Source organism: Luteibacter aegosomatis, from assembly GCF_023078455.1.
Lineage (GTDB): Bacteria > Pseudomonadota > Gammaproteobacteria > Xanthomonadales > Rhodanobacteraceae > Luteibacter > Luteibacter aegosomatis.
Genome location: NZ_CP095740.1, coordinates 1,141,390 through 1,153,342, shown reverse-complemented (window position 1 = coordinate 1,153,342; position 11,953 = coordinate 1,141,390). Strand labels below are relative to the sequence as shown.

At 68.9% G+C, this 11,953-nt stretch carries 13 protein-coding genes; 7 read left to right on the top strand and 6 right to left on the bottom strand.

Annotation, left to right across the window (positions count from 1 at the left end; genetic code table 11):
- Positions 1-100: 100 nt before the first annotated feature.
- Genes L2Y94_RS05155 through L2Y94_RS05145 form a run of 3 tightly spaced genes read right to left on the bottom strand, consistent with a single transcriptional unit; the run spans position 101 to position 2,067 of the window.
- Positions 101-910, bottom strand: a complete 810-nt coding sequence (locus L2Y94_RS05155) for a DUF4198 domain-containing protein (RefSeq protein ID WP_247373526.1) — start codon at positions 908-910, stop codon at positions 101-103.
- Between the two features lie 12 nt (positions 911-922).
- Complete coding sequence (locus L2Y94_RS05150; protein ID WP_247373525.1) at positions 923-1,432, bottom strand: DUF2271 domain-containing protein; 510 nt, start codon at positions 1,430-1,432, stop codon at positions 923-925.
- 11 nt (positions 1,433-1,443) lie between these two features.
- Positions 1,444-2,067, bottom strand: coding sequence for a PepSY-associated TM helix domain-containing protein (locus L2Y94_RS05145; RefSeq protein ID WP_247373524.1), 624 nt, complete (start codon positions 2,065-2,067; stop codon positions 1,444-1,446).
- Between the two features lie 255 nt (positions 2,068-2,322).
- Between L2Y94_RS05145 and L2Y94_RS05140 the strand changes: the two genes are divergently transcribed.
- The 6 genes from L2Y94_RS05140 to L2Y94_RS05115 all read left to right on the top strand — a co-directional run bounded on the left by L2Y94_RS05140 (position 2,323) and on the right by L2Y94_RS05115 (position 7,314).
- Entirely contained in the window at positions 2,323-2,997 is a 675-nt protein-coding gene (locus L2Y94_RS05140) for a response regulator (RefSeq protein WP_247373523.1), read from the top strand.
- A complete protein-coding gene (locus L2Y94_RS05135) occupies positions 2,990-4,417 on the top strand; it encodes a sensor histidine kinase (RefSeq protein WP_247373522.1) in 1,428 nt (475 codons plus the stop codon). Before L2Y94_RS05140 ends, L2Y94_RS05135 begins: the two co-directional genes overlap by 8 nt.
- A gap of 100 nt (positions 4,418-4,517) precedes the next feature.
- Positions 4,518-5,360 (top strand): alpha/beta hydrolase, encoded by an 843-nt coding sequence (locus L2Y94_RS05130; RefSeq protein ID WP_247373521.1) that lies wholly within the window; start codon positions 4,518-4,520, stop codon positions 5,358-5,360.
- A gap of 4 nt (positions 5,361-5,364) precedes the next feature.
- Positions 5,365-5,724 (top strand): EamA family transporter, encoded by a 360-nt coding sequence (locus tag L2Y94_RS05125; RefSeq protein ID WP_247373520.1) that lies wholly within the window; start codon positions 5,365-5,367, stop codon positions 5,722-5,724.
- The gene (locus L2Y94_RS05120; RefSeq protein WP_247373519.1) at positions 5,721-6,119 is read left to right on the top strand and encodes a DMT family transporter; all 399 of its coding nucleotides are present in this window, start codon (positions 5,721-5,723) and stop codon (positions 6,117-6,119) included. The genes L2Y94_RS05125 and L2Y94_RS05120 overlap by 4 nt, the downstream gene beginning before the upstream one ends.
- Positions 6,103-7,314, top strand: a complete 1,212-nt coding sequence (locus L2Y94_RS05115; RefSeq protein ID WP_247373517.1) for a DegT/DnrJ/EryC1/StrS family aminotransferase — start codon at positions 6,103-6,105, stop codon at positions 7,312-7,314. The genes L2Y94_RS05120 and L2Y94_RS05115 overlap by 17 nt, the downstream gene beginning before the upstream one ends.
- A 78-nt stretch (positions 7,315-7,392) precedes the next feature.
- Here the strand turns inward: L2Y94_RS05115 and tsaB are convergent, their stop codons facing one another.
- On the bottom strand, positions 7,393-8,082 hold the full coding sequence (tsaB, locus tag L2Y94_RS05110; RefSeq protein WP_247373515.1) for a tRNA (adenosine(37)-N6)-threonylcarbamoyltransferase complex dimerization subunit type 1 TsaB: 690 nt from the start codon (positions 8,080-8,082) through the stop codon (positions 7,393-7,395).
- Positions 8,079-9,416 carry a cell envelope integrity protein CreD gene (gene creD, locus L2Y94_RS05105; RefSeq protein ID WP_247373513.1) on the bottom strand — a complete coding sequence of 446 codons (1,338 nt, stop codon included), beginning with the start codon at positions 9,414-9,416 and terminating at the stop codon, positions 8,079-8,081. The genes tsaB and creD overlap by 4 nt, the downstream gene beginning before the upstream one ends.
- Before the next feature lie 203 nt (positions 9,417-9,619).
- Here creD and L2Y94_RS05100 point away from each other — a divergent pair, with 203 nt between their 5' ends.
- Entirely contained in the window at positions 9,620-9,997 is a 378-nt protein-coding gene (locus tag L2Y94_RS05100; RefSeq protein ID WP_247373511.1) for a cupin domain-containing protein, read from the top strand.
- 4 nt (positions 9,998-10,001) lie between these two features.
- Here the strand turns inward: L2Y94_RS05100 and yoaA are convergent, their stop codons facing one another.
- Complete coding sequence (yoaA, locus tag L2Y94_RS05095) at positions 10,002-11,927, bottom strand: DNA repair helicase YoaA (RefSeq protein ID WP_247373509.1); 1,926 nt, start codon at positions 11,925-11,927, stop codon at positions 10,002-10,004.
- Positions 11,928-11,953 lie beyond the last annotated feature (26 nt).

The window sequence follows — 11,953 nt, the reverse complement described above, 5'->3', positions numbered from 1 at the left end:
CGCTTTGCAGGAATCGCGGACAGGGTCCGCTCCCATCCTCCGGTAGCAGGTTCACTACCGGAGGGCGGGAGCGGACCCTGTCCGCGATGGGCCTGCGGAGTCACTCCGGCAATACCTCAAGCGTGGCGGTATACGCCACCCGCCGCCGCTTCGCTTCCTTCACCGACGTCTTGCCGTCTTCCGTGGACGCATTCACCCAGTACATGCCCGCCTTCGGGAAGGTGAAAGCGAACGTGCCATCGGCGTCGGTGGTGGTATCCATCTCGTCCTGCGAATCCCGGTAGCGCGTGGCTCCGGCGATCGCGACCACCTTGAGGTTGGGCGCCGGCTTGCCGTCGAGCAGCAGGCGGAAGGTGGCCTTCTCGCCCGTCACCAGATCGTTAGGTTGGGTGACCGGCACCAGCTCGAGACCTTTGCCGGTGGGCTTCAAGGCATCGCCGCCGGGCTTGCCCTGGGTCACGAAGGTTTCCACGCGCGAGGCCATCTCGCTTACCTGCACGTCGCTCGCACCGGCGGGGATGCCGGTCTTCAGCTCATCGGCCTTGCCGCGCCAGCGCTGCTTCTTGCCCTCCAGTTCATAGCTGGCGAACAGCCCCTGGTTCACCAGCGCGATGCGGTACGTGCCCTTTTGCGGCACGGGCAGATCGAAGGTGCTGCGGTATTTGCCGGTCCAGGGATTCTCCGCTTTCACCGCGCTGCCGTCCGGTGCGGTGATCGCGAGCTGGTCGAGCTGCGCCGGGAAATGATCCGGATAGTAAAGATCGTTCGACACCGCCGCATCGACGGTCACCCAGGCATCGTCGCCGGACACCACCGTGGCCGACGGCACCATCCACATCTTGTGCGCCTGTGCCGCGGCCGGCAGGACGAGGGCCGCGCACAGCGCGGCACGAACCAGTACGTGCTTCATGGAAGTCTCCGTTCAGGGATTGAGGTCGAGATCGATCTGGCCGAGTTCCTGCTCGCCCTTGGCGCCCAGGTGCACGGGCGCCTTCGCCGGCCAGTCGAACGGGATTCGCAAGGTTTCATGGCCGCCGACTTCGCGCGCCGCCTCCACCACGAGTTCGTAATGACCCGGCGCCAGCGTGCCCAACGGCGGCTTGCCGTCGGCGAAACGCAGGCGGTGCTGGCCGGCCGGACGCGTGGCACCCGACACGCCATCGATCGGCATCGTCTGCTCGCGGCCGCTGCGCCGCCACCACTGGCGCATGTCCTTGAGCCACTTCGTTCCCTCGCCGTCGGCCTTCTTCACGTCGTACCAGACGGCGAGGTTCGCGGCCACGCTGTGATCGTCGCGCTCGATCCACACGGCGACGTAGGGACGGTGGTATTCGGCCACCTTCAGCGTGGGAATCTCCACGGTCAGGGCCATGTCGGCAGCGAAGGCCGGCGCGGATATCAGCGCAAGCGCGAAGAACGGAAGTCGGCGCATGGAGGGCTCCGTCAATGGATGAAAAGGAGGGCGACGACCAGCGGGAGCACGAAACCCAACGCCACCATCGGCCAGGTCATGCGCCGCTGCCCGGCGTGCATCTTCAGCAGCAGCAGGCCGGTGAGCGCGAACACCACGCAGGCCAGCGCGAACACGTCGATGAACCAGCGCCAGGCCGGGCCGGTATGGCGTCCCTTGTGCAGGTCGTTGAGGTAGGCGAGCCAGCCGCGGTCGGTGGATTCGTAGCGAACCTCGCCGGTTTCGCGGTCGATACTCACCCAGGCGTCGCCGCCCGGCCTGGGCAAGGACACGTAAACCTCGTCGTCGCTCCAGTCGGCCGCGCGCCCGGCCACCTCGGCACCCGTGCGGGCGGCGACGGCATCGGCGACGGTCGCCGGAAGCGGTGCCGCCTTGCCTTCGACATGGGCCAGCCGCTTCAACAGGTCGTCGGCAAGCACGGCGTCGCGGCGTTCCACGCGCGGAGACGCTTCGATGCTCGCGGCATGGTTGAGGGTAAAACCGGTCACGGAAAACAGCAGCAGCACCAGCAGCGATACCGCCGAACTGATCCAATGCCAGCGGTGCAGGTGTTTGAGCCAGAACGCGCGGCGTTGCCGGTCGACGGTATCGCGCATGCTGTCGCAGACCCCTGGAACGTGGCGGATGAGAGCCGGCACAGCCTAACAGCAATGCGAATCGTTCGCAATTGGAGCATCCCCTGGCGGGTGAGCGTCCTCGGTTCGCCTCGGTTCGCCTCGGTCGACGCGGGAAATTCGCCTAGCATAAATTCGTGGTGAACCGTGCCGGTTCGGACACGTCCGTGGAAAGCGGCCCGAAAGCCTTCCACGACAGCATGCGCCCCACCACCCCTCAGGCGTATGCTTCCGCCCATGCGCATTCTCCTCGCCGAAGACGACGCCTCCATCGCCGCCGCCGTACGGGCCTCCCTCGAACAGAGCGGCCACGCGGTGGACCACGTGAACGATGGCCTCAGTGCCGACACCGCCTTGCGCGGCCACGACTACGACCTGCTCGTGCTCGACCTGGGGCTTCCCTCGCTCGACGGCAGCGACGTGCTCGCCCGCGCGCGCAAGCGCGGCTCGGGCGTGCCCGTGCTGGTGATCACCGCGCGCGAAGGGCTGAAGGAGCGCGTGCGCGTACTCGACCTCGGCGCCGACGACTACCTCGTGAAGCCGTTCGCCCTGGTCGAGTTCGAAGCGCGCGTGCGCGCCCTCGCCCGCCGCCGCACGAGCAACGGCACGCCGGAATTCCGCATCGCACGTCTGCGCCTGGACATCCCCGGCCATCGCGCCTGGGTGGGCGACGCACCGCTCGACCTCACGGCTCGCGAATTCGGCCTGATCGAAGCGCTGGCCACCCGCGCCGACAAGGTCACCAGCCGTACGCAACTGGTCGAGGCGCTGTGCAACTGGGACGAAGACCTCACCGACAACGGACTGGACATCGCCCTGCACCGCCTGCGCAAGAAGCTCCAGGGATCGGGCACCAGCGTGCGCACGATCCGGGGCCTCGGTTACCTGCTCGAAGAAACGCCGGATGCCTGAGCGCCGTTCCGCGGGGAAGCGTCCCACCCGCCCGAGCCTCCGCCGCCGCCTGCTCACCTTCCTGCTCGTGCCCGTGCTGGGCGTGCTCGTGCTCGATGCCGTGATCGGCTACTTCGTGGCCCTGGCCTATTCCAACCACATCCACGACAACGATCTCTCCGACCAGGCGCTGACGCTTTCGGAAATGATCGACAACGACGCCCTGGCGGGCGAACTGACGGAACAGGCGCGTTTCCTGCTCGAATACGACCCCGACGGCCGCAACTATTACACGGTGGTCAGCGACCGCCATGGGCGGATCATCGGCAACGCCAAGCTCGAGGGTCCCGGCGAAGCCGTCGGCATCGACGAATCCCCGAAGCTCTACGACACCGTGCTCGGGCGGCGCCCCCTGCGCGCGGCGGTGATGCGCATGGCCAACCGCCATGAAGCGGGCGACACCCTCACCATCACCGTGGCGGAGAACCTCCGCGACCGCCATACCCGCGCGCGCGAAATCCTTTTCCTCACCCTGCCCATGCAGGCGCTGCTGATCGCCGCGGTACTGCTGCTGGTGTGGTTCGGCGTGAGCCACGGCCTGCGCGTGCTCGAGCCGCTCACCGCGCGTCTGGGCCGGCGCGAGCACGACCTCGGCCCCATCGGCGAAGAAGACGTGCCGGTGGAGATCCTCCCCCTCACCCGCACCATCGACGATCTGTTCGCGCGCATGCGCAACATGCTGGGCCTGCAGGAGCGATTCATCGCCGACGCCGCGCACCAGCTGCGCACGCCGCTGGCCGGCATCCAGCTGCACGTCGAGCGCTACGGCACCGTGACGGACGACGCGCAGCGAGCGGAGGCCATGGCCCACGTACGGCGGCTCGCCGCCCGCGCGGCGCGCACCTCGGCGCAGCTGCTCGCCCTCACCCGCACGCAATCGCCCGACCTGCCCGACCACGACGGCATGGCCGTGATCGATCTCTCCCAGGTGGTGCCCGAAGCGGTGGCGATGCGCGTGCACCAGGCCATCGCGCTCGGCGTCGACCTCGGCTACGAAGGCATCCAACGCCCGGCCCTCGTGCGTGGCGACGCCTTGCAGGTGCAGGAGGTCATCGACAACCTCATCGACAACGCCTTCCATTACGCCGGACGCGACCACAGCGTGACCGTCTCCGTGGAAGACGCCATCGCCGACATCGTGCTGGCCGTGGAAGACGACGGCCCCGGCGTGCCGGACGCCTTCCTCGCCCAGCTCGGCGAGCGTTTCTTTCGCGTGCCCGGTGGCGACGAGGACGGCACGGGCCTGGGCCTGGCCATCGTCGAAAGCATCGCCGAGCGCCATGCCGCCCGCGTGGAATTCACCCGCGGCGAGGCCGGGGGCCTGCGCGTGGAGATCCGTTTCCCCGCGCAGCCTTCGGGCCAGGCCGGCGAGTCGCCATGAACCGTCGCGCCGGCCCGCGCCGGTGCGACGCCGGAAAGCCCCCTGAAACCGGTGCATGGCACCATGGCCGGCATACGCATACCTAGGTAGAGACCGGCCAGTGAGCGACACGGCGGAATTCCATTTCGAAGGCGGCCGCGACGGCGTCCTGCTCATCCACGGGCTCACCGGCACCCCGACCGAAATGCGCCTGGTCGGCAAGGGCCTCAACCGGGCCGGCTTCACCGTCGTCGGCGTCCAACTCGCCGGCCATTGCGGCACCGAGGAAGACCTCATCGCCACCTCGTGGGAAGACTGGTACGCCAGCGTCGAGCGCGCGGCGGAGGCCCTGCGTGGCCAGGTCGACCGCCTCTTCGTGGCCGGGCTGTCGATGGGAGCCGTGCTCGCGCTGCGCCTCGCCGCCGTCCGTCCCGATTGGGTATCCGGCGTGGGCGTCTTCGGCGCCACCTTTCGCTACGACGGCTGGTCGATGCCCTGGATCGCGCGGCGCATGGGCTTCATCCTGCCCATCTGCAAGCGACTGGGTATCGGGCGGGGCCGCAGCTTCCTCGAACTGCCGCCATACGGCATCCGCGACGAACGCCTGCGCGCGCAGGTGACTTCGGCGATGCACTCGGGCGACAGCAAGAGCGCCGGCCTGCCCGGGAACCCCTGGTTCGCGGTGGCCGAGATGATGGCGCTGGCCCGCGACGTGCGCCGTCGCCTGCGCCACGTCGCCGCACCGTGCTTCGTGGCACACGCCCTGGAGGACGACATCGCCAGCGTCGCGTCCAACGCCGACCTCGTGGCGAGCCGCGTGAGCGGGCCCATCGAGATGCTGCTGCTCGGCGACAGCTACCACATGATCACCATCGACCGCGAACGCCGCATGCTCATCGAGCGCACCGCCGATTTCTTCGGCCGCATCGCGCGCGATGCCCGTCCGACCCGCATGGCGGCCTGAACGCATGAACGGTCTTACGCTGGCGCTGTGGATCGCCAACGTCGTGCTCGATACCGGCGGCCAGCTCGCGTTCAAGGCGGCCGCCGGCGACGACCGCGCGGGCGACGGCCTCGCCCGCTGGAAATACATGTTCGCGCGGCCGTGGATCTGGGTGGGCATCGGCAGCTACGTGGCCGAGTTCCTCGTGTGGATCGCCTTCCTCTCGCTGGTGCCGCTCTCCGAGGGCGTGCTGCTGGGGTCGATCAACATCATCGCCATCATGATCGCCGGCCGTTTCCTGTTCCACGAACGCCTGAGTCCCTTGCGCGTCACCGGCATCGTGCTGGTCGCGATCGGCGTGGCGGTGGTGGGAGCCGGCGCATGAAGCGGTTCTACCTGTTGGGCTTCGCCCTGCTGCTGGCCTTCGACACCCTGAACCTCGTGTGCTTCAAGATGGCGGGCAACCATGCCTTGCCCGTGGAGATGAGCACGGCATGGCTCACGCGCGTGTTCTCGCATCCCTGGATCTACGGCGCGGTGGCCGGTTACATCGGCGCCTTCGTCACCTGGATGAGCCTGCTCAAGCATGCACCCATCGGTCCCGCCTTCGCCGCGTCGCACCTCGAAGTGGTGAGCGTGATGCTGCTTTCCTGGTGGGTGTTCGCCGAACCGGTCACGCCCACGCAGATCCTGGGCGCACTGGCGATCGTCGCGGGCATCGTCTGCCTGGCCTTCGCCGAAAGCGGTGACGAGGCGGCCGCCGATGCGGTTACGGCCTGAACGCGAGGCGCCGCCCACCGCGGGCCTGCCGCTGGCGGCGAGCGATCTCGCCGGTGACGTCAACGCACCGCTGACCGCGCAGGCCGCGTGTTTCCTCGGCGTGGACGAGGTGCAACTGGAGTGTTCCGGCACGGCGGCACTCACCGTCGCCCTCACCGCGTTGGCCGAACACGAACCCTCGCGCAACGAAGTGGCCATCCCGGCCTTCACCTGCCCGCTCGTGCCGCTCGCCGTGCGTCGCGCCGGGCTGGTGCCGAGGCTGGTCGACCTGCTTCCGGGTCATTTCGACATGGATCCCGCCTGCCTCGTCGAGGCATGCGGTGAACGCACGCTCGCGGTGGTGCCCACCCATCTGGGCGGACGCGTGGCCGACGTGGCGAGCGCCAACGCCATCGCGCACTCGGTGGGCGCGCTTACCGTCGAGGATGCCGCGCAGGCGCTGGGAGCGCGACGGGACGGACGCCCCGCCGGCACGCATGGCGACGTCGGATTCTTCAGCCTGGCGGCGGGCAAGGGCCTGTCGATCTTCGAGGGCGGCCTGCTCGTGGCGCAGGACGAGGCCTGGCGGACTCGGTTCCGCCACACGTCGCGTCGCATCGCCCGCTGGCATGGCGGCTGGGAGCTGCGCCGCTGCCTGGAGCTGGCCGGATACGCGGCGCTGTATCGTCCTTCGGGCATGGGCTGGGCCTACGGAAACGCCGTGCGAAAGGCCTTGCGCGACGGCGACCTTCTCGGTGCCGCGGGCGAGCACTTCCATCCCGACTTTGCGTTGCATCGCGTCGGCCGCTGGCGGCGTGCGGTGGGAGCGCGCGCGTTTCCGCGGCTGACGCCCTTCATCGAGGCCACTACGGCCCAGGCCCGCCTGCGCCTGCCGCGGCTGGCGGGCATTCCGGGCGTGCACGTGTTCAGCGACGACGGTGGCACATGGCCCTACCTGATGCTTCGCCTGCCCGACGAGTTCTCGCGCAATGCCGTGCTCGAACGGCTATGGGGATCTCGCCACGGCGTGGCGCGGATGTTCATCCATGCGTTACCGGATTACGACTATCTCGGCCCGATGGAAGGTGCCGACGACGTGCCCAACGCGCATGATTTCGCCGCGCGCACGTTGACGATCAGCAACAGTCCGTGGCTCGACGATGCGTCGTTCGAGCATGTGTGCGCGGTGATCGAGGCGGTGATGGTGTCGCGCTGAATGATCGCGGACAGGGCCGCCCCCGCCCTCCGGTAGCAGTATTCCTACCGAAGGGTGGGAGCGGACCCTGTCCGCGATTCAGGCCTTGCCTTGTTCCACGAGGGTGAGCGCGACCTTGTCGCGCAGGTACACCGGCAATGCCAGCTCCGGCGCCACCGCCGCGCCCTCGCGAAAACGCTTCGCCGCGATCTCCGCCACGTGCCTGGCCTGCGGATAACGCAACCCGTCGGCCGAGCGGATCGTGCCGGGGATGCGCTCACGCAGCACCGCCTCGTAAGTGCCCCAACCGGTGCCGACCACATGCCATGCGGATGCCTCCGGAAGCAGCAGCGCCGCCGCCGTATCCACCCGCTCGCGATCGATCAGCGACACGCTGCCGTCGTCCTCGCGCTTCCACGCGGCCACGTAGATCTCGCCCATGCGCGCGTCGATCACCGAAAGGATGACCCCGTCGTCCTCCGGTGCTTCCAGCGCCAGGGCCTCCAGCGACGACACGGTGACCACCGGCACGTCGAGCGCCATCGCCATGCCCTGGGCCAGCGACACGCCGAGCCGCACCCCTGTGAACGCGCCGGGACCGCGTCCCACGGCGATGCCGTCGAGCGCCTCTCGCTTCAGGCCCGCCTCGGCGAGGAGCTCGTCCGCCATCGGCAACACCAGTTCGGCGTGCCGGCGCGGGGCGATCTCGCTGCGCTCGATCACTTCGTCGCCGTGGACGAGGGCGACCGAGCAGGCTTCCGTGGAGGTTTCGATGGCGAGGAAGTTCATGGCGTGTCCGGCTTCGTGAGGGAAGGCACGCCATGGGCGTACCAATCGATGCGGCGGGTGAGGTACATGAGCAGCGCGACGACCGCGACCAGCACCACCGAACCGATGAGCAGCGCGTACTGCTCCGCGCCGATCAGGCCGTAGAGTATCGCGTAAACCAGGGCCAGAACGCCGCCCAGCACACATCCCGCGCTCCTGGCGCGCAGCACGGCCATCGCATAGCCGCCCACGATCAGCACCACCGTGGCGGCCGCCACCGCATAGGCCGGCCCGAAGCCGATCTGCTCGGACAGGGCCAGCAACAACACGTAGAAGCTGGTCATCGCCGCGCCGATCAGCAGGTATTGCACCGGATGCAGGCGCAAGCCCTTCAGCACTTCGAACAGGAAGAACGCCACGAAGGTGAGCGCGATGAACAACAGGGCGTACTTCCCGGCCCGATCGTTCTGCTGGTACACGCCGCCGGGCTGGTAGAGCTTCACGCCGAACGCGGAAGGTTCGAGCCGTCGGGCGACGTCGCCGTCCGCCGCATCCCATTGCTGTCCATAGGCCCGGTTGAGGTCGAGCACCTGCCAGGCCGCATCGAAGCCCTTCGCCGTCACGCTGCGCCTGGCGGGCAGCAGCGCGCCGGTGAAACTCGGATCCGCCCAAGGGGAACGGATGCGCACGTCGTTCGAGCGCGCCAGCGGCAACACCGAGAACGACTCCGTGCCGGCGATGCGCAACGTGATCGCCACGTCCACCGGCACATCGCGCGACGGATCGATCGGCAAGGGCGTGGCTAGCACCGTGTAAGGCCCCATGCGCGCCGTGGACGACGCCAGCGTCGCCGTGCGCCCGTCCACCGTCAGCGTGGTGATGCCCTGCAGGCCGCGCGTATCGGCGACCAGGAGGCGCAACTCGGCCTTGGCGGGATCCCAACGGGCGGTCGACGCGTCGGCGAACCGGCGCACGTCGGCGGGCAGGATGCGTCCATGGATCGTCACCTCGCCGGTATAGACCGGCACCGAATACATGCCGAAACGGCGTTCGCCGACGGCGAGGTCGGCCACGGTCACCAGTTCGTCGGCGAGCACGATGGCGGTGGAGTCGCGCATGCCGACGAGCTTGCCGTCGCGATCGCGCACCTCGTCGCGCGTGGGCACGCCGAGCACCAGTCCGCCGAGCGTCTGCGGGCCACCCCATCCGTCCGCCACGCGTACGGCGGCCGTATCGCGCATGGCCTGCCGCTCGCGCACCAGGCCGTCGGATTGCGACAGCGGAATCATCATGAGCAGGGCAAGCAGGGCTATGCCAAGCACCTTGGCGGTCATCGATTGCATCCAGCGCGGCATCGGGCGATATCCTTCGTAGGGTCGTGGCGCCGATGGTGTGCGCCATGTCGGACCCGTCCCGGCCAGGCCCGTGGCAATCCCGGGGCGCCGTGAGGCGGAACGCGGCGGCTTACGAAAATTCGCCGTCACGAATGAGAGTGTTCTCAAGACGCACGCGCCGTTCGCCACGCAGGATCGCACCCAAGTCATCGCAAGGAGCCGCCATGCCCCCCGTCCGTCTTGCCCTGCCCGCCACACTGCTCGTCGGGGCCGTCATCGCGATGGCGCAACCTTCGCCGCATGCCGATCGCGCGACGGTGAACACCGGGGCGCCCTCCCATGCCGCGCTGCTCGGCGACGGAAGCCGCATGCGCCTGCTGCGCATTTCCATCGGCCCGGGCGCGGGCCTGCCATGGCGAAACGGCTCGCCGCCCATGGGCGGCTACGTGGTGAAAGGCGACCTGCGCCTACCTGTCGCCGCGGGCCGGCGGCGGCCGGTGTGTCCCGGCGACGCGCTCGCCGACCACCCGGAGGTGGTGCGACGCGGCCACGCGGGGCCGGAGGGCGCCACGGTGCTCGTGTACTACGCGAACGAGGCTTGACGCTTCAGGCGCCGTCGGCCGGTCGGGAGAGAAACGCCACCGCGTCAGTCAATTCACGCGTGCGTGGCATGGGCGGCAGGCTCGCGAGAAACAGCCGACCGTAGCCCTTGCTCGACAGGCGCGGATCGCACAGCACCAGCACGCCACGGTCGTGCACGTCCCGAATGAGCCGCCCCGCGCCCTGCTTCAACGCGATCACGGCGGTAGGCACCTGCCAGCCCATGAAGGGATTGATGCCGGCTTCCTCCAGGGCTTCCAGTCGCGCCTGCAACACGGGATCGTCGGGCATGGCGAAAGGCAGCTTGTCGATCACCACCACGCCGAGCGCGTCGCCCGCCACGTCCACGCCTTCCCAGAAGCTCGCCGCGCCCAGCAGCACGCCGTTGCCACTGGCGCGGAAGTCTTCCAGCAGGCGATGGCGCGGTGCCGTGCCCTGCACGAACAATGGCCAGGGTACACGGCCCTCCATCAGTTCCGCCGCGCGACGCAGCGCGCGATGGGACGTGAACAGCAGGAACGCACGACCGTCCGACGCGTCGAGCACCGGCCGCACGGCGGCGATCACCTTGTCGGTGTAGTCTCGGGCGGAGGGATCGGGAAGATCCTTCGGTAAGTAGGCCAGTGCCTGGCGTGGGTAATCGAACGGGCTTTCCACATGCAGCGTGCGCGGGTCGTCGATGCCGAGCTGGCGCGCGAAGTGACCGAAATCCCCCGCGATCGACAACGTCGCCGAGGTGTGGATCCACGCCGCCTGGGTGGACAGACGCATCGCCCGCAGCGGCGAGGCGAGGTCCAACGGCGTGGCATGCAGCGAAAAACCGCGCGGCGACACCTCGTACCAGCGCACGTCGCTGGCCGAGTGCTCCTCGGCGATGCGATCCAGCCGCAGGCTCAGCATCTGCGCCCGCTCGTACACGTTGGCAAGGCCACGCGAGCGTTCGCCCAGGCCGGACAGCAGGTGGGCGAGCGCGGCCATCACGTCGCGCAACGCGGTGAGGCCCTCGTGGGCGCCTCCGTCGCGATCCAGCGCGCCGAACGGACCGCGCTCGGGCAGCGAGGCCATCGCCAGGCGCAGGCGCTTGACCAGGTCGTTCAACGTTTCGACGGGTTCGAGCAACTGGCTGAGCGCGCCGGTGACGCCCTGCGCTTCGGCCAGCGCGTCCTGGCCCAGGTCGGTGAGTTGGCGTGCGCTCACGCTCTGCGAAAAGAACTGGCCGGCCAGCTCGGGAATCTGGTGGGCCTCGTCGAGAATGAAGGCATCAGCGCCGGGCAGTATCTCGCCGAAGCCTTCCTGCTTCAGCGCCAGGTCGGCCATGAGCAGGTGGTGGTTGACCACGACCACGTCCGATTCCATCGCCTCGCGCCGCGCCTTCACCACGTGGCAGTCGTCGAAGAAGGGGCATTCCACGCCGAGGCAGTTTTCCGGCGTGGAAGTGACCCGCGGCCACAGCGGTGAATCCTCGGGGATCTCGGCCATTTCCGAGCGGTCGCCGCGGCGCGTGCGCGTGGCCCACCGGCGGATAGCGGAAAGCTGCCCGGCCACGCGGCGATCGGGGTTGCCCTCGCGCACGGCCTGGTCGAGGCGATGCAGGCAGAGGTAGTTGGCCCGGCCCTTGAGCAGGCTCACCTTCGCGCGGCTGCCCAGCACCGAGCGCACCCGCGGCAGGTCGCGGAAGAACAACTGGTCCTGCAGGGCCTTGGTACCGGTGGAAACGATGACCTTGCGCCCCGACATCAAGGCGGGAACGAGGTAGGCGAAGGTCTTGCCGGTGCCCGTGCCGGCTTCGGCGATGAGCAGGTCGCGCTCGTCGATCGCCTCGGCCACCGCGACGGCCATGCGCTGCTGGGCCTCGCGTGGCGCGAAACCCGGTACTTCGCTGGCGAACGGACCGTCCGCGCCGAGGATCGCGGCCACTTCGTGTTCAGTCATCCGCCCAGTATCGCCTACAATGACCC